At 56.7% G+C, this 26,194-nt stretch carries 25 protein-coding genes and 1 pseudogene; 14 read left to right on the plus strand and 12 right to left on the minus strand.

The window, feature by feature from the left end; translation table 11 throughout:
* Positions 1-14 precede the first annotated feature (14 nt).
* From FPB55_RS09310 to FPB55_RS09325, 4 genes are all read left to right on the plus strand, one after another.
* Entirely contained in the window at positions 15-1,349 is a 1,335-nt protein-coding gene (locus tag FPB55_RS09310) for an aromatic acid/H+ symport family MFS transporter (protein WP_144188033.1), read from the plus strand.
* Positions 1,350-1,370: 21 nt separating this feature from the next.
* Entirely contained in the window at positions 1,371-2,849 is a 1,479-nt protein-coding gene (locus FPB55_RS09315) for an aldehyde dehydrogenase family protein (protein WP_144188035.1), read from the plus strand.
* A gap of 95 nt (positions 2,850-2,944) precedes the next feature.
* A complete protein-coding gene (locus tag FPB55_RS09320; protein ID WP_144188037.1) occupies positions 2,945-4,219 on the plus strand; it encodes an OprD family porin in 1,275 nt (424 codons plus the stop codon).
* A gap of 164 nt (positions 4,220-4,383) precedes the next feature.
* The gene (locus FPB55_RS09325) at positions 4,384-5,409 is read left to right on the plus strand and encodes a helix-turn-helix domain-containing protein (protein WP_009681593.1); all 1,026 of its coding nucleotides are present in this window, start codon (positions 4,384-4,386) and stop codon (positions 5,407-5,409) included.
* Here the strand turns inward: FPB55_RS09325 and FPB55_RS09330 are convergent.
* Both FPB55_RS09330 and FPB55_RS09335 read right to left on the minus strand, forming a co-directional pair.
* Positions 5,378-6,601, minus strand: a complete 1,224-nt coding sequence (locus tag FPB55_RS09330) for an MFS transporter (RefSeq protein ID WP_144188039.1) — start codon at positions 6,599-6,601, stop codon at positions 5,378-5,380. The genes FPB55_RS09325 and FPB55_RS09330 overlap by 32 nt on opposite strands.
* Positions 6,602-6,779: 178 nt before the next feature.
* On the minus strand, positions 6,780-7,796 hold the full coding sequence (locus FPB55_RS09335; protein WP_009681591.1) for a carbon-nitrogen hydrolase family protein: 1,017 nt from the start codon (positions 7,794-7,796) through the stop codon (positions 6,780-6,782).
* A gap of 135 nt (positions 7,797-7,931) precedes the next feature.
* Between FPB55_RS09335 and FPB55_RS09340 the strand changes: the two genes are divergently transcribed.
* Positions 7,932-8,939 carry a 2-dehydropantoate 2-reductase gene (locus FPB55_RS09340; protein ID WP_225624692.1) on the plus strand — a complete coding sequence of 336 codons (1,008 nt, stop codon included), beginning with the start codon at positions 7,932-7,934 and terminating at the stop codon, positions 8,937-8,939.
* Between the two features lie 286 nt (positions 8,940-9,225).
* Here the strand turns inward: FPB55_RS09340 and pobA are convergent, their stop codons facing one another.
* Entirely contained in the window at positions 9,226-10,410 is a 1,185-nt protein-coding gene (pobA, locus tag FPB55_RS09345; RefSeq protein WP_144188041.1) for a 4-hydroxybenzoate 3-monooxygenase, read from the minus strand.
* Between the two features lie 144 nt (positions 10,411-10,554).
* Between pobA and FPB55_RS09350 the strand changes: the two genes are divergently transcribed.
* Positions 10,555-11,421 carry a helix-turn-helix domain-containing protein gene (locus FPB55_RS09350; RefSeq protein WP_033690481.1) on the plus strand — a complete coding sequence of 289 codons (867 nt, stop codon included), beginning with the start codon at positions 10,555-10,557 and terminating at the stop codon, positions 11,419-11,421.
* Positions 11,422-11,671: 250 nt separating this feature from the next.
* Here FPB55_RS09350 and FPB55_RS09355 read toward each other — a convergent pair.
* A pseudogene (locus FPB55_RS09355) lies at positions 11,672-11,764 on the minus strand (amino acid synthesis family protein); the annotation flags it as partial.
* 1,341 nt (positions 11,765-13,105) lie between these two features.
* Between FPB55_RS09355 and FPB55_RS09360 the strand changes: the two are divergent.
* The 4 genes from FPB55_RS09360 (at position 13,106) to FPB55_RS09375 (ending at position 16,984) form a co-directional block, all read left to right on the plus strand.
* Entirely contained in the window at positions 13,106-13,321 is a 216-nt protein-coding gene (locus FPB55_RS09360; RefSeq protein ID WP_080671134.1) for a helix-turn-helix domain-containing protein, read from the plus strand.
* A 686-nt stretch (positions 13,322-14,007) separates the two neighbouring features.
* Positions 14,008-15,168: a PAS domain-containing sensor histidine kinase gene (locus FPB55_RS09365; protein ID WP_144188043.1), complete on the plus strand. Its 1,161-nt coding sequence runs from the start codon at positions 14,008-14,010 to the stop codon at positions 15,166-15,168.
* A gap of 5 nt (positions 15,169-15,173) precedes the next feature.
* The gene (locus FPB55_RS09370; protein WP_125855065.1) at positions 15,174-16,619 is read left to right on the plus strand and encodes an ATPase domain-containing protein; all 1,446 of its coding nucleotides are present in this window, start codon (positions 15,174-15,176) and stop codon (positions 16,617-16,619) included.
* Between the two features lie 11 nt (positions 16,620-16,630).
* Positions 16,631-16,984: a response regulator gene (locus FPB55_RS09375; RefSeq protein ID WP_009683196.1), complete on the plus strand. Its 354-nt coding sequence runs from the start codon at positions 16,631-16,633 to the stop codon at positions 16,982-16,984.
* 42 nt (positions 16,985-17,026) lie between these two features.
* On the opposite strand, the gene csrA is transcribed toward FPB55_RS09375, so the two are convergent.
* From csrA to FPB55_RS09410, 8 genes are all read right to left on the minus strand, one after another.
* Entirely contained in the window at positions 17,027-17,224 is a 198-nt protein-coding gene (gene csrA / locus FPB55_RS09380) for a carbon storage regulator CsrA (protein WP_009683195.1), read from the minus strand.
* A gap of 253 nt (positions 17,225-17,477) precedes the next feature.
* Positions 17,478-18,500: a DNA topoisomerase IB gene (locus tag FPB55_RS09385; RefSeq protein ID WP_144188045.1), complete on the minus strand. Its 1,023-nt coding sequence runs from the start codon at positions 18,498-18,500 to the stop codon at positions 17,478-17,480.
* Between the two features lie 56 nt (positions 18,501-18,556).
* Positions 18,557-19,648 (minus strand): molybdenum ABC transporter ATP-binding protein, encoded by a 1,092-nt coding sequence (gene modC, locus FPB55_RS09390; protein WP_009683193.1) that lies wholly within the window; start codon positions 19,646-19,648, stop codon positions 18,557-18,559.
* A gap of 1 nt (position 19,649) precedes the next feature.
* On the minus strand, positions 19,650-20,330 hold the full coding sequence (modB, locus tag FPB55_RS09395; protein ID WP_009683192.1) for a molybdate ABC transporter permease subunit: 681 nt from the start codon (positions 20,328-20,330) through the stop codon (positions 19,650-19,652).
* A complete protein-coding gene (modA, locus tag FPB55_RS09400; protein ID WP_238706637.1) occupies positions 20,330-21,052 on the minus strand; it encodes a molybdate ABC transporter substrate-binding protein in 723 nt (240 codons plus the stop codon). The genes modB and modA overlap by 1 nt, the downstream gene beginning before the upstream one ends.
* A gap of 176 nt (positions 21,053-21,228) precedes the next feature.
* Entirely contained in the window at positions 21,229-22,305 is a 1,077-nt protein-coding gene (locus FPB55_RS09405) for a nitronate monooxygenase (protein ID WP_144188047.1), read from the minus strand.
* A 39-nt stretch (positions 22,306-22,344) separates the two neighbouring features.
* Positions 22,345-22,515: a hypothetical protein gene (locus tag FPB55_RS26210; RefSeq protein ID WP_165944137.1), complete on the minus strand. Its 171-nt coding sequence runs from the start codon at positions 22,513-22,515 to the stop codon at positions 22,345-22,347.
* A gap of 7 nt (positions 22,516-22,522) precedes the next feature.
* A complete protein-coding gene (locus tag FPB55_RS09410; protein ID WP_003250918.1) occupies positions 22,523-22,825 on the minus strand; it encodes a DUF1883 domain-containing protein in 303 nt (100 codons plus the stop codon).
* A 159-nt stretch (positions 22,826-22,984) separates the two neighbouring features.
* Here FPB55_RS09410 and FPB55_RS09415 point away from each other — a divergent pair, with 159 nt between their 5' ends.
* The 4 genes from FPB55_RS09415 to galU all read left to right on the plus strand — a co-directional run bounded on the left by FPB55_RS09415 (position 22,985) and on the right by galU (position 26,163).
* The gene (locus FPB55_RS09415; RefSeq protein ID WP_054913448.1) at positions 22,985-23,344 is read left to right on the plus strand and encodes a hypothetical protein; all 360 of its coding nucleotides are present in this window, start codon (positions 22,985-22,987) and stop codon (positions 23,342-23,344) included.
* A gap of 145 nt (positions 23,345-23,489) precedes the next feature.
* Complete coding sequence (locus FPB55_RS09420; RefSeq protein WP_054913447.1) at positions 23,490-24,140, plus strand: c-type cytochrome; 651 nt, start codon at positions 23,490-23,492, stop codon at positions 24,138-24,140.
* Positions 24,137-25,051 carry a c-type cytochrome gene (locus FPB55_RS09425; protein WP_054881495.1) on the plus strand — a complete coding sequence of 305 codons (915 nt, stop codon included), beginning with the start codon at positions 24,137-24,139 and terminating at the stop codon, positions 25,049-25,051. Before FPB55_RS09420 ends, FPB55_RS09425 begins: the two co-directional genes overlap by 4 nt.
* A gap of 272 nt (positions 25,052-25,323) precedes the next feature.
* Positions 25,324-26,163 (plus strand): UTP--glucose-1-phosphate uridylyltransferase GalU, encoded by an 840-nt coding sequence (gene galU, locus FPB55_RS09430; RefSeq protein WP_009683182.1) that lies wholly within the window; start codon positions 25,324-25,326, stop codon positions 26,161-26,163.
* Positions 26,164-26,194 lie beyond the last annotated feature (31 nt).

Below are 26,194 nucleotides of genomic sequence, written 5' to 3' on the forward strand. Positions count from 1 at the left end.
GAGAAGTGCTTACTATGTCTAATCAAAGTGCGCTATCAGCTGCCGCGAACGCCCCACTCGGGCGTTTGCACTACGGGCTCCTTTTTTGGTGTTCGTTTATCATGCTGTTCGATGGGTACGATCTGGTCATCTACGGATCTGTTGTACCCCGTCTCATGGAAGAGTGGGCAATTTCACCAATTCACGCAGGTTGGATGGGCAGCGCCGCGCTGTTCGGGATGATGTTCGGCGCTGTGCTTATCGGCCCCCTGGCCGACCGGTTAGGTCGACGAAAAATCATCTTGGGCTCGATGAGCCTAGCAAGCTGCTGTGCTCTGGCTACAGCTGTTGCCTGGGACGCACCAAGCTTCGCAGTCCTGCGATTTGTCACTGGCGTGGGGCTGGGAGCCGCGATTCCCAATATCGTGGCTTTGATGAACGATTTGGCCCCTGCGGCTCGTCGCAGCAGTCTCACCACCATCATGTTGAGCTTCTATTCCGTAGGAGCTATGGCATCCGCGATGATAGCGATCTGGATCATCCCTAGATTTGGATGGGAAGCAACGTTTCTGGTAGGTGGTCTGCCCCTGCTCGCGATGCCTTGGATGTACCGCCAACTGCCTGAGTCCTTGGCATTCTTGCTGAGCAAAGATAAGGCCAAGGCTGCAGAGCTGCTGCAACGCCTTAATCCGCACGTAGACATCGCCAACGTTCACGTTGAGTCCGTAGAGAAATCCTCGACAAGCACCCCTCTGTCTCGTCTTTTCAGCGAAGGCCGAGCGGTTGGTACGGTATTCCTCTGGCTCGGCTTCGGGATGTGCATGCTGATGGTTTATGGCTTGAACACCTGGTTGCCCAAGATCATGGTCGCTGCAGGTTATCCCCTTGGATCGAGCCTGATGTTCCTGGTGATTCTGAACCTCGGTGCGACTATCGGCGCCCTAGGTGGAGGTTGGCTCGCTGACAAGTGGGGGTGCAAAGCTACCCTGATCCTTTTCTTCGCCTTGGCGGTGGTTTCCCTCAGCATCCTAGGCATCAAGCCCGGCCCGTTTGTGTTGAACGTCATGCTGTTGATTGCGGGAGCCACCACCATCGGTACTTTGGCTGTCATCCATGCTTTTGCAGCCCAGCAGTACCCAAGCACGATCCGTGGCACGGGCGTCAGCTGGTGCTCAGCAATCGGTCGGTTCGGTGGTGTGGCAGGCCCGGCCTTGGGCGGCTTGATGCTCAGTCTGAACCTGCCAACTCAGCTCAATTTCCTACTGTGTGCAGCACCAGGAGTGATCGCGATTTTCGCTATCGTCCTCATCAAGAATGCAGCGAAAGAGCGTTCAGACATCCGTACCTGCGCCATCGACGCGCATTCCTGAATTCGAGACTAGGAGTACATCATGAGCGAGCAAAAAACCGATCGTTACGCCGATTTGAATCTTTTGCCAATTGCAGGCAAATGGCGCGAGGGTCGCGCCGGCAAGGCCCTTCAAGACACTAACCCTTATAGCGGTGAAACCTTGCTCCAGATCGAGCAGGCAAACCGTGAAGATCTCAATGAAGCCTATGCTGCGGCCCAAGAGGCACAAGTAGCCTGGAAAGAAATGGGCCCTGCTCAACGGTCTGGGATTATGTTGCGTGCGGTTCAGATCTTCGATGAACGCAAGGAAGAAATCATCGAGTGGATCATCAAAGAATCAGGCTCGACCCGCATCAAAGCTCAAATTGAATGGGGGGCTGCGCGTAGCATCACCCTGGAATCGGCTTCGTTCCCTGCACGTGTCCATGGCCGCATTCTGCCCTCCAATGTTCCAGGTAAAGAGAACCGCGTTTACCGCGAACCACTGGGCGTTGTCGGCGTAATCAGCCCGTGGAATTTCCCATTCCACCTGACACAGCGCTCTGTAGCACCTGCACTGGCTTTGGGTAACGCAGTCGTCATCAAGCCTGCGAGCGATACACCCGTGACTGGTGGTCTTCTCAGCGCTCGTATTTTTGAAGAAGCAGGCGTACCGGCTGGAGTAATCAGTGTTCTGGTCGGCCCTGGCGCAGAGATCGGCGACGCCTTCGTTGAGCACCCGGTTCCCAAATTCATTTCCTTCACAGGGTCGACCCCGGTTGGAGCGAACATTGGCCGTATTGCCAGTGGCGGGAAGCACCTGAAACATGTGGCACTTGAGCTGGGCGGTAACAGCCCGTTCGTGGTCTTGGCTGATGCCGATCTCGATCAAGCGGTAGCGGCTGCGGTCATGGGCAAATTCCTGCACCAAGGGCAGATTTGCATGGCCATCAACCGGATCATTGTGGAAAACCCTCTGTACGATGCGTTCGTCGACAAATATGTAGCGCGGGTCAAAGCCTTGGAGGTGGGTGATCCAAGCCTGCCTGACACCGTGATCGGCCCAGTGATCAACCAAAAGCAGCTTCAGGGCCTGGTTGAGAAGATCCATCGCGCCCATGAAGAAGGGGCCAAGCTGGTAGTAGGCGGAGAGCCTAATGGTCAGGTACTACCGCCGCATGTGTTTGTTGACGTCACAGCGAACATGGAGATTGCCAGGGACGAAATCTTTGGGCCGCTCGTAGGCATTCAGAAGGCTGACAGCGAAGCACATGCTCTCGAGCTGGCAAACGACAGTGAATTCGGACTGTCGAGCGCCGTGTTCACTGGCGACCTGGAACGTGGTGCACGTTTCGCTCGCAAGATCAAAGCCGGGATGACTCATGTGAACGATATCCCGGTGAATGATGAAGCTCATGCTCCATTCGGGGGGGAGAAAAACTCGGGGCTTGGCCGATTCAATGGTGAGTGGGCGATTGAAGAGTTCACAACTGATCATTGGATCAGTGTTCAAAGCGTTCCTCGCAAGTATCCGTTCTGATCGAAAAAGCTCGATAATTTAAAGCTGTTCCAGCTGGCTCCCATGATGGGAGCCAGCTGTGATTCACCATCCAAAAATAATAAAGGTGAGAAGTAATGCATAACTTCCCTCAAGGGTTGTATGGGGCGCTCGTCCTGGGTATTTCTATTTCAATACCTTTTTCAGTCGCGCACGCTGACTTTCTAGATGATACTTCCGTCAGTTTAGGAATGCGCAATGCCTATATTGACCGCGACTTTCATCAGTCCGATGCACCAAAATCCCGTGTTGGCAGCTGGAGCCAAGGCTTCGATCTGCGTATAAACTCAGGTTACACGGAAGGGCCCGTTCAGTTCGGCCTGGATGTCGATTCCCAGTGGGCCTACAGGCTTGACGGAGGCGGCGGCAGAGGCCCGGATAGCGTCTTGCCCTATCACGCTTCAAGCCAGTCACAAGCTCGAGTTTACGGGCGTACAGGTGTAACAGGTAAAGCCCGGTTCTCAAAAACTGAGCTCAAGGTCGGCGAGCTTCGCCCGATGTTACCAGTAGCCTACATTGATGACTCGCGCCAATTAGTGACCACCTACCAAGGCGCTCTCATTGAATCTAAAGAGATTGACGGTCTTAGTGTTACCGCAGGCAGGATCACTGAGATCGCATCACGCGAGTCATCTAACAGAGAAAAGATTTACTTAATGACCGGGAGTGGTCGGGTAGCCCGCAGTGACGGCCTAAATTTTGCGGGCGGAACTTACGAGCTAAGTAAATCGCTTTCCGCAACATACTTTTACGGCCAGCTGGAAGACATCTATAAGCAAAATTATCTCGGATTAGCTCATGTTCTTCCATTCGGGGATGGATATAGCCTGAAGACTGATCTTCGCTATTACCATAACACCGAAGATGGCGCGGCGCTTTACGGGGATATCGACAACCAGGCATATGGCGTCATGACTGCCCTGAAAAAAGGAGGTCATACATTCACAATTGCCTACCAGCGCATGCTTGGTGACGATGGGTTCCCCGTTTTCAATGGCTATGCTCCGCAACCCTACTTGGTTAACTGGTCGACGTTAGGCTTCTTCAAGCCAAACGAAAGCTCATGGCAAGCCCGTTACGACTATGACTTCGCCGCTTCCGGTATTCCCGGGCTGCGTTTCATGACTCGATACATGAGAGGTACGGGTATTGATCGTGGCGACAACCTTGATAAGAACGTGGAGAGCGAACTCAACCTGGTTCTAAACTATGTGATCCAGAGTGGCCCACTCGCCGGCCTTGGCTTTGAATGGCGGCACATTGATGTCAAGACTCGATATGGTTCTGCCACCTTGGCAGGAGCAGATTACGACGAGAACCGCCTGATCACCACCTATACCTACAAGTTTTGAAATCCTCCCAAGGCGCTCCATTCCGGGGCGTCTTGCACATGAGTGAGCATAGGCGCTCTGCAATTTGTTAATCTACAGGCCGCCGAACACTCCATGTCACCAAGACGGCATCTTCGGTACAAAACTTGCTTGACTCACTCTTATTTGTAGGTGGGGCTTTCGAAATGGGTACATTCATCACCACTGCAGCCGTCCCCGGATCGGATGTGCCTAGCTTCTGGAACGAGATCAGTAAAAAATACTTCGTGGAGCTCAAATGTAGCCTTGGTTCCAGGTTGGCTCACAGCGCTAGCACTTCTTTTCAGGCCTCGCTCTCCCACAATGCACTCGGAAATCTCGATCTCATCGACCTCCGTGCTACCCCGCACGCGGTACAGAGAGCAAACAATCACACTCAGTCCGAGGAATTTTTCATACTCAGCCTTCTAACTGAGGGTGTTTGTGATCTTTCTCAAAATGACAGAATGTGCCGAGTCTACCCCGGGCAGTTGGTGCTGTATGACACAAGAAGCGAATACAAGGTCGAGCTTCTCGAAACTTTCAGAATGTGCTCCATTAGGATTCCAGTGGACACAATGCGGCTATATTCTCCTGCGGCAAGCAATGCCGTGGCCCTGCCTATCGATACCATGACCGGCATCGGCAGAATTATTTCAAATTTGATGCTTAATATATTTGAAGAGAAAGAGAGCAGTCCAGATATTAAAATGGACGATCTGGCAAAACCTTTGTTGGAAATGTTAAGCATAGGCCTTGATGGCGTCTGCGGAGTCAATGAGAAGCCAAATTCACGTTTATCTAATTATCACGCTGGAAGGGTAAGGCAATTCATTGAGGATAATCTTTATGATCCTGGTTTGACTGTAGATGCTGTAGCTACTGCCCTGAAAATGTCTTTGAGCTCGGTGCATAGAGCATTCGTGCATCAGCCATTGTCCGTAGGTGAGTTTATTGTTAGGCGGCGAATTGAAGCATGCCAGCAAGATTTGATTAGCCCAGTCACAGCCAACCGCTTGATTAGCGACATCGCCTATGACTGGGGTTTTTCAAGTAACGCGCACTTTAGTCGAGCGTTCAAAAAATATACTGGCCTGAGCCCTCGTGAGTACCGGTCGCTGCACTCACAAGGAACCCAAGAGGCGGGTAAGAAAACTCCCCTCAAGCCTGTGTTGCCAAGGGAGCACCTTTAGCCTTTAACGCGAGTGGAGCTGTCTCCACAAAAGCGATTGAGACGACAGCGATAGCTGCGAACGCCACCCCCACCATTATCATTGGATATTGCAATCCAAACTGGTCAGCCAACCCACCTGCAACAATGGGCATGACAACGCCACCGAGCATTTCTCCGACACAGGTTGGAATACCTACTGCACTGCCTACAATGCGGCTTGGTACCGTTTCTGCGGGAATGATTGCCAGGAAAATAGGTGCAGTACCAAACCCAAAAATCCCCGCAACGAACAGCAGCCCGAACATGGCCGCCGGTGGTAATGGGTACAAAGCAAATATCAGCATCAAAACGCTGTACACAGCGGCGCAGGCGACCATGATTGGCTTCCTGCCCAAACGGTCTGAGATGGCGGGCATCGCGATCATGCCGATGAAACCACCAAAGCCCCAGCCGGAGATGATGATTCCGACTGTATCAAGCTCAAGCCCAACGACCTTTGTTAGGTAGAGCGCGACGAAAGTGGAGAATACGAATAGTCCAGTCTGGAAGAAACATCCGGCAACCGTTGCTACCCATATATTTCGGTAACGCAGGGCTGCAAACGCTCCAGCATTCTCGTGTGGTGAATTTTGTTCAAGTGGCGCATTCGGCTCCTTCATAACCTTGGCAATACAAAACGCTAAGATCAAACCAGGAATGCCAACCACAACAAACACCATCTCCCATGGCATGTAGTTATTAAGTTGAGTGGCGATGATGGGGCCCAGACCGATTCCAAGCAGGGGGAAAAATGCCTGATGGATCCCTAAGTTCATCCCCTTTTTTTCGGGCCGTGATGCCATGGCGATTGCAGCTACGCTGGTGCTGAATACGCCACCTTCTCCTACGCCCAGTAAGCCTCGAACCACGAGCATACTGGTGAAGCTTTTTGCCAATGCAGTCATCCAAGTCATCAGGGAGAAAAAGACGCTAGAATAAATAAGGACTCTTTTTCGTCCATATTTATCGGACAAACTCCCCAGCACCCAAGTTGATATCGCCCAAGTGAACGCCAACACAGATGCTACAGCTCCTGCCTGCATGTTGTTCAAACCAAGCTCCGGAATAATAACCGGGAACAGGTATAGAACCACAAATCGGTCAAGCCCTACTATACCGAAAAGCAAGGCAGGCAAAAGTACAATCTTAAACTCATACGTCATCGATTTCATGATGTGCTTGTGACCTTTGAATTCAAATTTTAATGTTATTTAAAAACCAAAGCCGTAAGCTACACCGGACACCAGGCGCACGCGGCGAAATTTTTCATAGGAGCTCCACAAGTATTGTTATTAGGCAGTGAGCTGAATTGCAGAGAGGTCAACATCTTCGTGTTGAATCTCACCACTCTCAATTTATTTCGGGCACTTCCTCCGACTGGATAATGTTGGTTTCGTTTATTTGACCTTCATTGATGACCACAACGGGTCGGCGTGGAGACTTGTTTAACAAAAGTTGAGTAACATCAGGTCTCGAGTAATGACCGGCGGGATCAGCAGCGAGCTTAGCGAGACTGAGCACTCCCAGATCCAAATCTGCAAGTAGTAGCCCTTCAGAATGCTCATCGATTGGAGAAGCTAAAGGCGAACCATCTGGGCCAAAAATTCGGGCGTGCCCACCACCCTCAGGCAAAAGCTTTCGAGCGTCATCGTTCATGCACAGGATTTCAATCATCTCCGGGCTGACAACGGAGCTGGGTGCGATGACGAAGCACTGACCTTCAACTGCATACGTCTGGGTGACAGCCGTGTTCACCTCAGGCCCAAGCGAGTAGGCAACGTCCCTATACAGTGAGAAGCTGGGCCAGGCTGCGATATGTATCTGCTCGTGCTGCGCATACATTGCATATTTGGTAAGTGGCTGGACATGCTCCCAGCAACACAGTGATCCGATCTTTCCGAGACTGGTGTCAACGACTGTCAGGTCGCTGCCATCCCCTTCACCAAACAAACAGCGCTCCACTAGCGTGGGCTTGAGCTTTCTGCGTGTGCTTAACGTGACGCCTTTATTGCTGATCAAGGCCTGAGCCATATACAGGCTGCCCCCTGATCTTTCGCTGAATCCAATAGAAAGGTGAATATTGTGACGCTTGGCCGCCTCCTCAAGTCGCCTGTATTCGACGCTGTCGACCATCATCGAATTATCGTGGTAACGCTGGACGAACTGCATCGACCAGGCGGGCGTGCCCAGCCACAGAAAGAAGGGGTAGCCTGGGAAGAAATTTTCCGGGAAAGCGATGAGCTCAACGCCTTCTTGGGCCGCTTGCCCGATAAGGCCAATAGCTTTGTCGATAGTCGCGTCAAGGTTGAGAAAAACGGGAGCTGCCTGGACGGCTGCTACCCTAAAAGAGGGGTGTGAGACTGGCATGGCGGTGTCCTCTTGGCCTGGGTCGGCCTCAGTCTAATCGCCAGTTGAATCCGCCTTTTGATCATCCATGTCAGGGAAATTGCTCCAATATCCCAGTCTACAATCGACCAGTTCCTATCCGAAGAAATATAAGCTTTGTCTATTTTCACATCGAAAATCATTTATTTGTCTGATGCGGCGTTGCGTGATTTCATGAGGTGCGACGAATCTAAATACTGTGGAGATATCATGAGAATTGCAGTCATTGGCGCCGGGGCTATGGGTGGACTTTTTGGAGCGCGCTTGGCGCTTGGCGGGCAAGAGGTATCCCTGATTGATGCATCCGAGCCAACCATCCAGGCAATCAAGCGCCAGGGCCTGATCCTCAAATCACATGGTGGCTCCAATACCGTGATGTTGCCTGTCGGGCGCGCGGATGACTTCCAAAACCCATTCGATCTACTCATCATTTTCACCAAAGGCTTTCACACCTCAGCGGCGATTGAGTCGGTAAAGCACCTGGTCGGCCCTAATACCTGGGCAATGTCTGTTCAAAATGGCCTGGGAAACGCTGAGCGAATCGCTGCAGTCGTACCAAATGAGCGCATCATTGTCGGTATGACCAATTTCCCCGCAGACTTGATTGAGCCGGGTGTAGTCAGTAGCCACGGTGAGGGGCATATCAACATCTGGACTGCCAGTGGCGAGGATGATGCCAACGTCCATCACATTGCCGAAGCCTTTACTGCAGCTGGATTGGAGTGCATTGCCAACCCAGACGTGCAAGTGGCAATTTGGGAGAAGGTCGCTTTCAATGCGGCACTGAATTCTCTCTGCGCAGTGAGTGGCCTGACTGTAGGCGGTGTCGGAAAATCGGAGCAAGGCAGAAGCTTGGCTAGCCAGATCATCAAGGAAACGGTTGCAGTCGCGAATGCCAGTGGAATTGCTGCTCAGCAAAGTAACGTAGCAACCGCCATCCAACACGCGTTTGATAATCATGTAAGCCACAAGCCATCCATGCTTCAAGACGTAGAAGCACGTCGCCGGACGGAGATCGACTTCATAAACGGTGCCGTCGCTGATCGTGGCCGGAATGCGGGTGTTGATACCCCTGTGCTGAGAACGCTTGGTGACTTGGTCAAGCTGATCGAAAGCGGCTATTGATTGAAAGACGCTTGGCTCCGAGGCCAAGTGCAACGTTACTGAATCAGGGTGTTGCATCATGCTGAAAAAGTAAGATGCAATGCCCTGGTGGCTACCCAACCAAACTGATCTGTCACATACCGATTTTGTCCGGCTAACACTGCGAACACGATCTCGACACCTGCTGCTCCCACCTTTCCTTTCTCACAGCATAAATATTACATACTGCAAGTGAATTCGTAGGCTGCCACGCAATACGCCACCGGCATCTCTCGATACCAATGGCGTTGCTGGAGATTTCTCAGACTCAGTCAATAGATTCGTAAGGCAATCCAACGTAGTTCTCAGCCACGCTCTTCCGACCTGTTTCAGACGACACGAAGTAATCCAGCTCAGTTTCGTGAATTCGCTGGCTGAACGAATCCGTACCTGCGAAGTTGTGAAGCATGGAGGTCACCCACCAGGAAAAGCGTTCTGCCTTCCATACACGACGCAGGCATATCTCTGAGTATTTGCTCAGCAGATCGGTACGACCATCCTTGTAGACCTTGACCATGATGCGATACAACGTATTCACATCACTCGCTGCCAGATTCAGGCCTTTGGCTCCGGTCGGAGGAACAATGTGTGCGGCATCACCCAGAAGGAACATGCGCCCGTATTGCATTGGCTCTACGACAAAGCTTCGCAGCGGGGCAATGCTCTTTTCAATCGATGGGCCAGTGACCAGGCGGTTGGCCACATCCTCCGGCAGACGACTTTTCAGCTCACCCCAGAATCGCTCGTCTGACCAGTCCTCGACCTTTTCCTGAGCATCTACCTGGACGTAATAGCGGGTACGGGTTGGGGAGCGCATGCTGCACAGCGCAAACCCACGCTCATGCCGGGCGTAGATCAGTTCTTCATCCACTGGCGGGGTATCGGCAAGAACACCCAACCAGCCGAAGGGATACACTCGCTCAAAGACCTTGATTTTATCTGCCGGGATCGACTGGCGAGATACACCGTGGAAACCGTCACAGCCAGCCACGTAGTCGCAGTCAACCCTGACCGTCTCACCGTTCTTCACGAAGGTGACATAGGGCTTGTCACTCTGCAGGCCATGTGGCTGCACGTCATCAGCATCGTAAATGCTAAGTCCGCCAGCACCCTTGCGAGTCTGCAGGAGGTCGCGTGTGACCTCAGTCTGACCGTACACCATCACGGTTTTGCCACCGGTCAGAGCTTTCAGGTCGATATGTTCGCTCCGACCGTCGAACGCCACTTTGAACCCGTCGTGAATGAGGCCTTCTTCATCCATTCGAGCACCTACGCCTGCCTCCCGAAGCAGGTCAACAGTGCCCTGTTCAAGAACGCCTGCGCGAATGCGGGAGAGGATGTAATCGGGGTCTTTGCGTTCGATGATGATGTTGTCGATGCCAGCGTTCAACAGCAGTTGACCCAGCAGCATTCCGGAGGGGCCGGAACCAATAATAGCGACTCGAGTTTTCATTTTTTTTGCCTCTCTTCACCCTCAGATTCCTGGGCATCTGGGGCTGGGTTGTTTTTGTCCCCTGTATAATTGGTGACTTTTTCCCTCGGAAGAAGGCACTATTCGACTAATTACTTGGACTTTTGAACGATAGTAGGTAATCGCTTGGCTAAGCCGTCCATCTCAGTTCCCGCCTTCAAACTGTACGGAGAATCAGCTGCCTGGCCCGCAGCAGATCTCATGCACTGCGAATCTATCGCGGAGCGTAGCAGCCTCCATGACTGGGAAATTAAGCCGCACCGCCATGTCGATTTGTTCCAGATCCTGTACGTCAGAAAAGGTATCGCGGAGCTGCAGGTCGAGGACAACAACGTCCATTCTCAGGTGCCGATTGTCCAAGTCGTACCAGCGTTGAGCATCCACACTTTCAGCTTCTCCAGCGACGTTGAGGGATACATCCTGACCTTTGCCTCGCCCATCCTGCAGAGCCTGCCACCTTCATTAGAATCAGAGTTTTCCCGGCCACTATGTCTTCCCGCCCAAAACGAGGTCGATCACCTCGATTGGCTCTTTGGGGAAATCAATGCGGAGCATCAGCAAGGTAGGTCAGGTCGTGAGCTCGCCCTGCATTCGTTGATCAATCTCTTGATCGTTTGGATCACACGTCATGCTGCGATAAGGGAGCGCAATAACCAGGGCGGCCATGAGCGTGGCCTGGAGCATCTCCAAGCATTTACCACTTTGCTGGATGAAAATTATCGGCAGCACTGGCCCATCTCCCATTACGCAAAACTGCTCGGCATCAGCACCAACCATCTGAATGCAATCTGCAGGCGTAGGGCCGGTCAGTCAGCGCTCCAGATGATCAATGATCGATTGCTGCTCGAATCCAAGCGGTGCCTGGTCTACACGGAAATGACGATCACTCAGGTGTCCGATAGTCTGGGATTCTCTGACCCTGCCTATTTCTCACGATTCTTCAAAAAGGCCGTGGGCGCATCACCGCGTGATTTTAGGGACGCGAAACACTGAGAAGTTGCCCTCAAATCGCTCGGGCAATCTCATATTTCCGTGGCGGCGTCATGACTCCGTCGCATCCTTTCAAGCACACAATGCAGCTGTCGTACAGTCGCCGAGGCTTGTCAACAAACTGATCGTCTGCAGATCCCTTGTCGGAGTTGCGTATGGTGATTCCTAACTTCTGGATTTTCAGCCGCAATCGCTCAGCGCCGACAGGGTAGATAGGCTGCAGTGGTATGGGAGCCACTGCAGCGCATTCAAGTTATGCCTTTTCAGCATCCAGCTCTTTCTGATCCATGTAGCGGTTACCGATACGTGGATGAGCTCGCCCGCCATCTGCAGCACCCAATACCACGAGGTTGCTGTAAGGCTCATAGCTCCCATCAACAACCTGGTGCCAAGAATTTACTATATAAGTTCCCAGGTAACCCCCTCTCCACGCATCACTAATAAAGCGTCTTTTTTTTGCTCATTGCTCCAATCAGGCCTGCAATGCCATGCAACGATAGGGTGACCATCGCAAAGCTACTGGCCCACGGGTAATCCGCCTAATAGACCAATTCAGATGCTGAATAGCTTTGGTGACTTCTATATAAATGATCTATGTCATGCAGGTGCACAGTGGTATGCATCACATTGATCGGCATGGCTATCTGAAAGGCTGATCTGATTTATGGATCTCGAGGATGATAAGAGTTTTTAAATTACACAGAAATCACTTGTCGTTGAGTTAATGATGCGTTGATAGGGTTTCAAGAAGGCGTGACTTTAGCACAGAAAATCAGGAAAAAAAGGTGTCAATATTGGTTTCTTGGAAAGTGAGTCCGATTTCGCGTAATAAATAAACCATCAGTATAGTTTGGCATAAACCGCTAGTATATTTTTCGACGGTGTATGGATGTGCTGTGATCTGCTCGTTCTGAAGCTCTCATGAAATTTTTTTCATGCCCCCCTTGAAATTTTTTAAAAAACGGAGCTCTATTATTTTGTTAGCACAAAAAAGCAGAGATCTCTTATTTTGCAGATTTTTTTGATGCCATTTTGAGATCATAAATTCTGCTGTTTTAGGTGGATGTTGATAGCTCAGGTCTGCATGCCACCCTTGCCTCGCCCCATTGCTCGCTACTTCACCTCACGCGCATGCGCGTGAGCGTGGCTTGCTTTTAGCGCCGCAGGCGCATCGCTTTTTTTCAGCGCCGTAGGCGCTGGCTTGATTTTGACCTCAAACAAAAAAAGTGCCATTTTTTAAATAAAGTACGCGAAAAACATACCGTTAAATTGTTGGCTTTATAGTGCTTGGCGCATACCCGTAGAGGTCGCAAGCATTCGGGGAGTAGCTAATGCTGGTAAAGGCAGCTTCGCTGTATTTGCTTCATACAGATTGTGTGCGGTGGAAAGTTTTTATCGTAGAGTCAGCGCGGGGTGATCCATTGCGGGGATGATCAATCCTCGAGTACCCAGCCCCCCGCACCTCTCATTCACAGTTCAGTGGGTTTTCAATTACTTCTATAAAGGTATGCGTCTGGCATACCCATCTGTGTTTGCTAGGGCTTCAGGCCAGTCAGTGAGTATGCTGCTGACACACCCTTTGAAAATGTGTCTCTCGTGCCTTGACGGTTGGCTGTGCAAATATTTAGCTTTAATTGACGCCTAGGGAGGGGTGCTTTAGTGTAAGTGAATATTTGAGAGGGTTTTAATGATCGCGGCTGATAAATTGGCTAAAGAGTTTCTCGACGTGCATGAGACTGCAGACGTCCTTGGTGTGTCAAAAGAAACCTTGAGGTTTTGGCGGTATACTAATAAGCACGCGAAAGAAATTCCTGCGTTAAAGCATGTTTCTCGTCGTATTTATTACCGCACTCAAGATGTTGTGGCATTTTCCAAAATTATGTATTGCCCATCTGGTTGCTGACCGCTACCGAGCCGCGAGCATGATGCTCATACAGGCCACGGCACGATGCTCTGGCTAGCAAGAAGCCCAGATCGATCTGGGTTTTTTTGTGCTTGGAGGGCGGGTTTGGTAGCCGATTTAATGATGGAAAAAATTTTAGAAAATATAAGATTGTTCGAGGAGGAGGCACTTTGGGCTTACGAGCGCTGAGGAAAGCTTACGAGAGCTGAGCTTAATTTTAAGTGCCGGCTACCAAATGGCTACCAAGCTCTCAAAAAGACCAAAAATAATGAAGGATATAGAGGACGAGGGCAAACGCTAGAAGCTTGGTTGTACGTGGTCTACAGCCCTTTATGTAGGTGCAATGGCATGACATAAAAGGTGTTGACAGTCAGCAGATTTTAAGTCTGCTGTGTATACCAATTCCACCACACTCGCACGCTTGAAGGGGTCGTGAACGACCGGCTCGCTTCTAAGCAGAAGGGCTTTGCAATCAAGCGCGCTTTATAACCCATTGTTATAGTTGAGTCAACCGCAGCACCTATGATCTACAGATGAGAGGGCAGTTGTAATGGGCAATTGACACGTTGCAGTCATTAAGCCACTGTTACAGATTGGTTGGATCCAAGAGTGTCAAGGGATGGCTCAAGGCTGGGCACACCGGGTTACGTTCATTTTGTCCTTCCTGCTGTGCCAGTGGAGTATGCATGGTTTCAGCTGATAGCATCGCCCCCCCCGACATGCCCGCCCACCGTTATGAACAGCTGGTTCAGTCGGTGGTGGACTATGCCATCTACATGCTCGACCCTTCTGGGCATGTGGTGTCGTGGAATGCAGGCGCGCAACGGATCAAGGGTTACCGCGCCGACGAAGTGGTCGGCCGGCACTTTTCGCTGTTTTTTACCCCGCAGGACTGCGCTGACGGCCGCCCTGAGTGCCTGCTGCGCCAGGCGCTCGAGCAGGGTGTGGCACAGGATGAAGGCTGGCGGGTACGCAAGGATGGCACGCAGTTCTGGGCGTTGGCCGCGCTGGATGTGATTCGCGACGAAGACGGCCAGATCGTCGGCCTTGCCAAGGTCACCCGTGACATTACCGACCGTCGTGAGTCTGCCATGCAACTGGATGCCATGCGCGCCCAGCTGTTCCAGGCGCAGAAGCTTGAGGCGCTTGGCCAGTTGACCGGTGGCCTGGCGCACGACTTCAACAACATGCTGACCATCATTCTCAGCTCGGCACGCCTGGCGCAGACTACCCAGGACCCGGTGCGGGCGCAGCGCATGCTGCAGCACATCATCGATGCCGGGCAGCGCGGCACCGAGCTGACTCAGCAATTGCTCAGCTTCGCCCGCCACCGCCAGCTCGATGTGGCCAGTGTTGCACCGGCTGCCCTGGTTGCCGCCACCCGTGGCCTGCTGGAGCATGCGTTACCCAGTGCGATCACGCTGACGGTGGTGCTGCAACCGGACCTGCCGCTGATCGAAGTCGATGCCGGGCAGCTGCAAATGGTCTTGCTCAACCTGTTGTTCAATGCCCGCGACGCCATCACCGGCAATGGCCATATCGACCTGAGGGTGGAGCTGGTCGACTTGGCCGGCGAGGTGGAAGGGCTGCACGGCCGCTTTGTGTGCTTTGGGGTGGAGGACAGTGGCGAGGGTATCGCGCCCGAAGTGCTGCCACGCATCTTCGAGCCATTTTTCACCACCAAGCCCTTTGGCAAGGGTACTGGCCTGGGCCTTAGCCAGGTGTACGGCTTCGCCAGGCAGAGCGGTGGCGCTATTTGTGTCGATAGCGCGCCGGGTCGTGGAACTTGCATGCAACTTTATCTGCCAATGTATCAGAATCAGGCACTCAGCCCACTCGACAGGTAGACAACATGGCACAGGCACTCAGGCGGCTGATAACGGGCATCGACGGGCTCGATGCGTTGCTCAGGGGTGGCCTGGTGGCTGGCGCCTCCTACATCGTTCAAGGGCCACCGGGTGCCGGCAAGACCATTCTTGCCAACCAGCTGGCCCATAACCACGTGCGTGACGGTGGTCGGGTGCTGGTGGCTACCTTGCTCAGCGAGTCACATGAACGCTTGTTCCAGTACCTGTCGACGCTCGCGTTCTTCGACCCGGGGTTGATTGGTGACCAGATCCAGTTCGTCAGCGCTTTCGACACCCTGGAGCAGGAAGGGCTGGAGGCTGTGGTGCGCTTGCTGCGCCAGGAAATCGCCCGGCAAAAGGCCAGCCTGCTGATCGTCGACGGTGTGCTCAATGCCCGCGCCCGTGCACACACCACGCTCGACACCAAGAAGTTCGTCTCCGAACTGCAAGGCCACGCGGCGTTCGCGGGTTGTACCGTGTTGCTGCTGACCAGCGCCCGGCTGGAGGAGGGGAGCCCTGAGCACACCATGGTCGATGGGGTCATCGAGCTGGGTGAGCAGTTACTGGGCAGCCGTGCCGTGCGCCATGTCCAGTTACGCAAAACCCGCGGCAGTGGGGCGTTGTCGGGGCGCCACGAGTGCCTGATCGACGAAGCCGGCATGCACGTGTTTCCGCGCCTGGAAGCGCTGTTCAGCCACCCCAGCCAGGTCGCCGGCGGCAATGTGGGGCGCGTCACCAGCGGGGTACCCACGTTCGATGAAATGCTCGGCGGCGGGCTGGCGAACGGTTCGGTCAGCTTGTTGATCGGCCCGTCCGGTATTGGCAAGAGCTCGTTGTGCCTGGCATTTCTTGGCGCCAGTACCGCGCAAGCGCCAGGCTTGCATTTCGGCTTCTATGAAACGCCCGAGCGCCTGCGCAGCAAGGCCGCATCGCTGGGGTACGACTTTGCCGCGATGGAGCAAAGCGGCAGTTTGCAATTGTGTTGGCAACCCACCACAGAGGGGTTGCTCGACCAAGTGGGCGCGCGGCTGCTGGAGCGGGTCGCCGCAGTGGGCAGCAAGCGCGTGGTGATCGACAGCCTGGGGGCATTCAGCCGCCTGGCCACCGACCCGGCCCGCCTCAATGCGTTCTTTCGCGCGTTGACCGGTGAGCTGCGCGCGCGCGGCGTCAGCGTGATGCTGACCTGGGAAATGCGCGATATTTTCGGCGCCGAGATCAGCGCACCGGCGCCGGACCTGTCGAGCATCGTCGACAACCTGATGCTGATGCGCTTTGTGGAACTGGACTCGCAGCTGCGGCGTATGCTGTCGATCCTCAAGGTGCGTGACAGCCACCATGACCCGGCCTTGCACGAGCTGCTGATCGGGCCCCAGGGCATAACGCTACATAAGGCATTCGCCGGCAACAGCGGGGTGCTTTCGGGTACGCCGGTGCCGCAGGACGGCGGGTGACAGGCGGGGCAATGAATACCATTCTGATCGTCGATGACGAATACCTGATCGCCGATATCCTGGCCTTCGCCCTGGAGGAGGAAGGTTACGAGGTGAAAAAGGCCATCAACGGCAAGAAGGCGCTGGAAATGCTTGTGGCCGAGAGCGTGCAGTTGGTGATCACCGACTACATGATGCCGGTGCTCAATGGCGAGGAGCTGGTGCGCGCCATGCGTGACTGCTCGGCGCTGCGCGAGGTGCCAGTCATTCTCATGAGTGGAGCACAGGCCAGCCAGGTCTGTCCTGCCCTGTTCAAGGCCATTTTCGACAAGCCATTCGATATGGACAAGATGATTGCGAAGGTGCGTGAGCTACTGAAAGCCTGAGGCCTGCGGCCGAGCGCATCCATGCGCTTGGTCAGCCGGGGTTCACTGTGAATCGTCGTGCTTTTCCGGGGCTGGGCTGCCGGCCTGGATACGCTTGAAGATCTCTTCCCGATGGACCTGTACATCTTTCGGTGCATCGATACCGATCCTCACCTGCATCCCTTTGACGCCCAGAATGGTGACTTTGATGTCATCATTGATGACGATACTTTCGCCAACCTTACGGGTGAGTATCAGCATGTAGTTCTCCTTGGTGATAATAAAGTCCGCATGGCTAACTGCCGCGGCGGCGGGAGCGGGTCCCTGTTCCTTCTCATTAAAGACGCTTTCGGCGGATAGTAATTCCCCGACAGAAAAATTCTGTTGCGTACCTTCACTTGCAGGTGCCAAAGCAAACCGTCAGCGATTTGTCGGCCAAGGTGCTCGGTGGCAAGAATAGGGCCGTTGGCGGCCAATGGGAAATTTCTTCGCATCATGGATTAAATAGACAGGCTTAATGACCGTCCTGTTCCTCTAGGGCTTGAAGAAATACCAGCAAAGCCACCTCTTCAGGGTCCAGGCCTTTGCGTATGCGGTGCTTTGGCAAATCCGCCAGGCGGCCCAGGGCGTAGTGTTCGAGTACGGCGGGGTGGATGTAACAGCGGCGGCAGACCGCCGGGGTATTGCCCAGGCGCGTGGCCACCTGGCGAACGATGGCGGCCACCTGGCGTTTGGCCTCGGCCTCCGGTTCCCAGGCCAATGGCCTGAGCAGGTCCAGCGCCAGGCTGCTGCCAGCCCAGGTGCGGTAGTCCTTGGCGGTGAAGTCGGCACCTGTGAGTTGCTGCAGGAACTGGTTGACCTCGGCCGAGCCGACGCTATGGCGCTGGCCGTCGGCATCCAGGTACTGGAACAGCGCCTGCCCGGGCAGTTCCATGCAGCGCTTGAGCAGGTTGGCCAGGCGCCGGTCATTGAGGGTGACGTTGTGCTCGACACCGCGCTTGCCGCGGAACTGGAAGCGAATGCTGCTGCCTTTGACCTCTACGTGGCGGTTGCGCAGGGTGGTCAGGCCGTACGACTGGTTGTCGCGCAGGTAGCGCTGGTTGCCAATGCGGATCAGCGTGTGGTCCAGCAGGCTTACCACCAGTGCCATGACCTTTTCCCGGTCCAGCCCTGGGCGTGCCAGGTAGGTTTCCAGTTGTGCGCGCAGTTTCGGCAAAACCTGGGCGAAGGCCAGCATGCGGCCGTACTTGTGCTGGTCGCGCAGTTCGCGCCATTGCACATGGTAGCGGTATTGCTTGCGGCCACGCGCATCACGGCCGGTGGCCTGCAGGTGGCCCTGCGGGTCGGCACAGATCCACACGTCGGTGTAGGCCGGGGGGATCACCAGGGCGGCAATGCGCGCCAGGGTGTCCTTGTCGCGGACCCGTTCGCCATCGGCGTCCAGGTAGATGAAGCGGTCGTGCCAACGGCGCCGGGTCAGGCCTGGCTGGCTGTCTTCGACATAGTGCAAACTGCGCGGCAGAGGGCAGTCGAGCATGGTGTTTGGCCTCGATCAGATCACTGATCAATGGACAACACGCGTGCCAGGTATGCTCAGCCCAGTAGCGCCACCGATTTGATCTGGGCGTACACGACCTGCCCCGCGTGCAGGGCGAGCTGCTCTGCCGAAAACCGGGTAATGCGCGCGAGCAGCAGGTTGCCGCCAGCGTCCAGGCTGACCAGTACATGCGCCGGGTTGGCCGCGGGGCGGGTTTCGCGCACCTGGACCGGCAAACGGTTGAGGATGCTCGAGGTACTGTCAGCTGTCAGTGCCAGGCTTACGTCACGCGCCTGCACCTTGACCCGCAAGGTGTCGCCCATGGCCCGGGCGGCATGGGCGATGCGTAGCAAGGGCCCATGTTCGCCGGGCAGGCGCAGGTCGAGCAGATCGTAGTGCGGGTCGTGCCCCACCACCCGGCCTTCGAACACCACCCCGGCGTCATCGTCCTGGGCCAGCGGCAGATCGAGGCGGGCGAGGGTTTCGCCAATGGGGCCGCTGGCCACGGCTCGGCCGTGTTCCAGCAGCACCAGGTGGTCGGCCAGGCGTGCCACCTCGTCTTGTGCGTGGCTGACATACACCAGCGGGATGTCCAGCTCACCGTGCAGGCGTTCCAGGTACGGCAGTATCTCGCGCTTGCGTGGGCCGTCGAGGGCGGCCAGCGGCTCATCCATCAATAGCAGCTGCGGGCTGCTGAGCAGGGCGCGGGCGATGCCAACCCGCTGCGCCTCACCACCCGACAAAGTCGCCGGGCGGCGCTCCAGCAAATGGCCGATACCCAACAGCTGGCTGGCCTGGCCCAGGCTGACTTTGCGTTCGGCGGCCGCAAGGCGGCGCCAGCCGAATTCCAGGTTGGCGCGCACCGACAGGTGTGGGAACAGGCTGGCCTCCTGGAATACATAGCCCACCGGGCGTAGGTGGGGAGGGCGGAAATAACCACGGCTGCTGTCCTGCCAGACCTCGCCGTTGACCTCGACATAGGCGTTGGCAGCCCGCTCCAGCCCCGCCAGGCAGCGCAGGCAAGTGGTCTTGCCAGAGCCGGACTGACCGAACAGGGCGCTGATGCCGCGGCCGGGCAGGCGCAGGTCTACGTCCAGGGTAAAGTCGTCACGTGGCAGGTTCAGGCGCGCCACTATCGATGCAGTCATCTCAGCTCCAGCCGGCTTTACTGCGGCGCCCGGTGTACAGCAACAGCAGCACCAGGAACGAGAACACCAGCATGGCGCCGGCCAGCCAGTGTGCTTGTGAATATTCCATGGCCTCGACGTGATCGAAGATCTGTACCGAAACCACGCGCGTCTTGTCGGGGATGTTGCCACCGATCATCAACACCACACCGAATTCACCCACGGTGTGGGCGAAACCGAGAATGCTGGCGGTGACGAAACCGGGGCGCGCCAGCGGCAGCACCACATGGAGGAAACAGTCCCACGGGCTGGCGCGCAGGGTGGCCGCGACCTCCAGCGGGCGCTGGCCGATGGCGGCAAAGGCGTTCTGCAACGGCTGGACCACGAAGGGCATGGAATAGACGGTCGAACCAATGACCAGGCCGGTGAAGCTGAACACCACGGTGCCCAGGCCCATGGCCTGGGTGGCCTGGCCGAGCCAGCCGTGCGGGCCGAGGGCGATCAGCAGGTAGAAGCCGATGACGGTCGGTGGCAGCACCAGCGGCAGCGCCACCACCGCGCCCACCGGCCCGCGTAGCCAGGAGCGCGTGCGCGCCAGCCACCAGGCGACCGGCGTGCCGATGATCAGCAGGATCACCGTGGTCAGGCTGGCCAGTTTGACGGTCAGCCAGATGGCACCCAGGTCACTGGCATCCAGCGGCATCAGATTTCATAACCGTAGGACTTGATCAGGGCGGCGGCCTTTGGCCCCTTCAGGTATTCGATCAGGGCCTTGGCGGCGGCATTGTCCTTGCCTTTGTCGAGCAATACGGCGTCCTGGCGGATCGGGTCGTGCAGGTTGGCCGGTACGATCCAGGCCGAGCCTTGGGTCACTTTACCGTCCTTGAAGATTTGTGACAGCGCGACAAAACCCAGTTCGGCATTGCCGGTGGAGACGAACTGGAAAGCCTGGGTGATGTTCTGGCCTTCGACGATCTTGCCTTTGGTGGCCGCGGTAAGCTGCAGTTTGTCCAGTACCTGGGTGGCGGCCAGGCCGTATGGCGCGGCCTTGGGGTTGGCGATGGCCAGGTGGCTGAATGCGTTTTGTTTCAGCACCTCGCCCTTGGCGTCGACGTAGCCTTCTTTCGCCGACCACAGCGCCAGGGTGCCGATGGCGTAGGTGAAGCGCGAACCGGGGACGATCTGCTTTTCTTCCTCGAGCTTTTTCGGGGTTGTGTCATCGGCGGCAAGGAACACCTCGAAGGGCGCGCCGTTCTTTATCTGGGCGTAAAACTGCCCCGTGGCGCCGTAAGCCGCGACCAGTGTATGGCCGGTGTCGTGTTCGAAGTCCTTGGCAATGGCCTGGATGGGCGCCGTGAAGTTCGCCGCGACGGCCACTTGAACCTCGTCGGCCCAGGCGGTGTTGAAGGCAAACAGACTGGCCATGGCAGTGAAGGCCAGGTGAGACGGGCGGATACGCATGCAGGCAGCTCCTTGGGTTATCGTTATATTCACAACTATATAGCGATAGGCCAGTTGTCGGGAAGGGCTGCTGGGTGCATTCGCAAGGATGGTGTGATTACGGGCTAACGAAAGGTTGCCGCAGGCCGCGCAGGCGCGGGCTACCCGGCAATCCTGGCCAGTGCCTTGGCCGCGATGTCCCGGGTCAGCGCCTCGGCCGGCATACGCCGCCCCAACCGCAACGCCTGCCCTGACCACAAGTTGCTGAAGTCGCTGTTGCCCTGCGGCTCGGTGATTGCCCTTAACGGCATCAATGCCCCGCCCGCCAGCGGAAACGCTGGTGCCAGCGCGCTCATCGGCCCCAGCTCGCGCATGATACGGTTGTTGATGCCGCGGGCCGGGCGGCCGGTAAACAGGTTGGTCAGCGCCGTGTCACTGGCAGGCGCACTGTCCAGCGCCTGCCGATGTGCTGGCGAAACCTTGGCCTCGGGGCAGAACAGGTACGCCGTGCCGATCTGCACGGCAGATGCGCCCAGGGCCAGGGCCGCCACCAGGCCGCGATGGTCAGCGATGCCACCGGCGGCGATGACCGGCAGGCGGACCGCGTCGGCCACCTGCGGTACCAGGGCAAAGGTGCCGATCTGGCTGGTGATGGCGTCGCTGAGAAACATGCCGCGATGGCCGCCGGCTTCATAACCCATGGCGATGATGGCGTCACAGCCGTTGCGCTCCAGCCAGACGGCCTCTTGCACGGTAGTGGCGGTGCAGAGCACCTTGGCACCGCTGGCCTGTACCCGTTGCAGCAGGTCGGCCTGGGGCAAGCCAAAGTGGAAACTCACCACTTCCGGCCGCAGTTGTTCGACCAGTTGGCAACTCGCCTCATCGAAAGGCGCACGGTTCGAGACCGGGGTGGGCGCCGCGAAATCCGCCCCCACTTCGCTGTAGTAGGGGGCGAGCGCCTGCTTCCAGCGCGCGTCGCGCTCGGCGTCGGGCGCGGGTGGCTGGTGGCAGAAAAAGTTCAGGTTCAAGGGGCGCCCCGGGCAGCCGGCGCGGAATGCAGCAATTTCGGCGCGCACCTGCTCACCGTTGAGCATGGCGCAGGGCAGGGCGCCCAGGCCGCCGGCCGAGCCCACCGCAATGGCCATGGCCGAGCCGGTTGCCCCCGCCATGGGGGCCTGCAGAATGGGCAACTCGATGCCCAGCAGGTCGAGGATGCGGCGGTCGGGCCAGTGGCGCATGCGAGGTCTCCTTGCGCTGGGCGAATGGTGCGGCGGCTATTACAGGGCCTTGCTGACCTGAATGTCGCTGATCTTGTCGGCGTCTTCACCATGGATTTTGCGCAAGGCTTCGAGGGCTTGCGCCTGCGAGGCGTCGGGCATCAGCGCGAAGTCCCAGCGACGCTGGCCGTCGAGTTTGTATTTGATCACGTACTTGATGGTCTGGGTCATGGTGGCCTTATCTGAGTTTCGACGACGAGCGACGGATGATCTTGATCTTGTGGGTCAGGGTGGGCTTGCGGGTAACCGAGATCGGGCGGGTGGTCACGGTATCGATGGTGATATTCCAGAACCCGGTGCTGGGCACGGTGATCTTCGCCGGAAACTTCTCGAAGTGGCCGCCGTGGTAGGTATGACGGCCGCCGTTCTTGAAGCTGCGGAAGTTGGCGTCGTTCATCAGGCGGATATTGCAGCGCTGGGAACACTCGATGACGACGATGTCGTCCTCATTGAGGTGCTCGCGCTGGTGTACGAATTTCATGTGATGCTCCGCAAGGTTTGGTTCAGCAAAGGCAAAAGATACCACGATGTGCCGTTATACTGCCGCGCTGTTCGCCGGGCTTGGATAATTCTGCCAAAGCACGGAGCAAAACTGCCTGACGGTGGTCGAACGGGGTTCGTACAAGTTGAGGTATGACAGATGAAGTGGATGGTGGCCGCGTTGACACTGGCCCTGGGTGGCTGTGTCAGTGTTTCCGAGCTGGAGCAATCGCATGCGACCCTGGATGTGATTTCTGGCAAGACGCCCCGCGAGTATGCCGATTGCGTCAAGGCGCAGCTTGCCGACAGCCGTGACCCACTGGTGGAAGAGCGGCGCGGTGACGGCCTGCGCCTGACGGTGCCGCAGAAGCTGACAGCAGGTGCTGGCCCGGCCGCCCTGCTGGATATCGATGAGCGTGGCGGCGGCAGCAGCATCAAGCTGCATGAGCGGCTGAGCAACTTCCCGCTGCGCCTGGGCGATGTGCGCACGGCAGCTACCCACTGCATCTCGGGGAGTTGATCTGAGGCAAGTAAAGGGCGGTTAATGGGCTATTGGCCATCAGATCGGCCGGCCTGACGTTGTTGCGATTTCCCCGACGGGGCTAGTATCCATTTGCTTATGTTTTTTAAGCCTAAGCTTATAACAAAAGAAATGGAGATTCGTGATGACACCGTTGAGTCGCGTCGTGATCGGCAGCCTGCTGATCCTGGCCTGGCCCGGGGCGCATGCCGCCGATGGCCAGAAAATTTTCACCCAGGGCGGGGCCAACCCCGCCGCCCTGGCCTGCCTGGGTTGCCATGGCCCGGACGCCAAGGGCATCGCTGCGGCGGGCTTTCCGCGGCTGGCCGGCCTGCCGGCTGCTTACCTCAGCAAGCAATTGCATGATTGGCGCAGTGGCAGCCGCAAGCAGGCGGTGATGGAGCCGTTGGCCAAGGCCCTGAGCGAAGAGGAAATCACCGCCGTCAGCAGCTACCTGGCCAGCCTGCCGGCAGTCGAGGTCGTCGATGGGCGCCGCCAGCAGATTGCCGGCGACCCTACCACCCGCCTGGCCCTGTACGGCGACTGGAACCGGCATATCCCTGGTTGCGTGCAATGCCACGGTCCGGGTGGCGGTGGCGTTGGCGAGCACTTCCCGCCTTTGGCCGGGCAGCCTGCCAGTTACCTGGTGGCGCAGCTCAATGCCTGGCGCGACGGCAGCCGCAGCAATGACCCGAACCAGCTGATGGTCGGCGTGGCCAAGGCCATGACCGATGACGAGATCAAGGCTGTTGCCGAGTTCTTCGCCCGCCCCGCCAGCCAGGAGGTCAAACCATGAAACCGCTGATCCCCGCTCTGTTGCTGCTGGTTGTGGGCAGTGCCCAGGCCGCGCCTATCGCCATGGAAGATCAGTCGCAACTGAAGGTCCCCGGCAAGCAGGCCGCCCTGCAGTTCACGCCCCCGGCGGAAGACGAGCTGCCCGCCAATGCCTTCGGCAAGATGGTGCGTGAAGGCCATGCCTTGTTCGTCGATACCCGCCGGCTGATGCCCGAGGCGGTGGGCAACGGCATGAACTGCAGCAACTGCCACCTCGACCAGGGGCGTATGGCCCATTCGGCGCCACTGTGGGGCGCGTACCCCATGTACCCCGCCTATCGCAAGAAAAACGACAAGGTCAACACCTTTGCCGAGCGCATCCAGGGCTGCTTCCAGTTCAGCATGAATGGCAAGCCGCCGGCCGCGGACAGCCCGCAGATGACGGCGCTGTCGGTGTACGCGTACTGGCTGTCGACCAAGGCGCCGACCGGCGTCGAAATTGCCGGGCGCGGTTACCCGGAAGTCGCGCAGCCTGCAGGCGGGTACGACTTCACGCGTGGCCAGCGGGTGTACCGCGAGCAATGCGCGATTTGCCATGGTGACAACGGTGAAGGGCAGAAAGTGGCGGGCGAATATGTGATGCCGCCGCTGTGGGGCAAGGACAGCTACAACTGGGGCGCCGGTATGCACCGTATCAACACGGCGGCATCCTTCATCAAGTACAACATGCCACTGGGCAAGCCGGGCAGCCTCAGCGACCAGCAGGCCTGGGATGTTGCGGCATGGATCAACCGGCATGAACGGCCGCAGGATCCCCGCCTGGTAGAGGGTTCTGTCGAGAAGACGCGGGTGAAATTCCATGCCAATGACGGCGTGAACCTGTATGGGCAGAAGGTCGATGGCGTGCTGGTCGGGCAGGGGACCGGTAGCTGACGGGTGCCTGTAGCGAACGCTTGGCGGGTAAACCTGGCCTGCAACGGTGGTTGTGGAAGCAGGTTTGCTCGCCAGGAGGCCACCACAGGCATGCGTGAGCTGTGGCATTTCACTTGCATGTCTGCTGGCGATATTTGCGATCCCTCGGAACTATCTACACTTGCTTATCTCTATCTACCCATCGGTCGGCCGCAGGTCAGGCATTGTAAGGTTTGTGCCGCCTGATTAGACTGCGCCGAATTCCACAGGCCTAGCCTTTTGTAAGGACGTATATGATCAAGAAATGCTTGTTCCCGGCAGCCGGCTACGGTACGCGCTTCCTGCCTGCTACCAAAGCCATGCCCAAGGAAATGCTGCCGGTGGTCAACAAGCCACTGATCCAGTATGGCGTTGAAGAGGCATTGGATGCCGGCCTGAGCGAAATCTCCATCGTGACCGGCCGCGGCAAGCGCGCCCTGGAAGACCACTTCGACATCAGCTACGAGCTGGAAAACCAGATCAAGGGCACCGACAAGGAGAAATACCTGGTCGGTATCCGCCGCCTGCTGGACGAGTGCTCGTTCTCGTACACCCGCCAGACCGAAATGAAAGGCCTGGGCCATGCCATTCTCACCGGGCGCCCGCTGATCGGCGACGAGCCGTTTGCAGTGGTGCTGGCGGACGACCTGTGCGTCAACCCGGAAGGTGACGGCGTGCTGACCCAGATGGTCAAGCTGTACAACCAGTTCCGCTGCTCGATCATCGCCATCCAGGAAGTCGACCCTCAGGAAACCAACAAGTACGGTGTCATCGCCGGTGACATGATCCGTGACGACATCTTCCGCGTTACCAACATGGTCGAGAAGCCTGCACCGGAAGATGCGCCGTCGAACCTGGCGATCATTGGCCGTTACATCCTGACGCCGGATATCTTCGACATCATCAAAAACACCGAGCCAGGCAAGGGCGGCGAAATCCAGATCACCGACGCGCTGATGCAACAGGCGCAGAACGGCTGCGTGATCGCCTACAAGTTCAAGGGCAAGCGCTTCGACTGCGGTGGCGCCGAGGGCTACATCGACGCGACCAACTTCTGCTTCGAGAACTACTACAAGACTGGCAAGGCTTACTGATACAGCCGCTGCTTGTAGCAACATTGCGATG

The organism is Pseudomonas sp. BJP69 (genome assembly GCF_007633355.1).
Classification (GTDB): Bacteria; Pseudomonadota; Gammaproteobacteria; order Pseudomonadales; family Pseudomonadaceae; genus Aquipseudomonas; species Aquipseudomonas juntendi.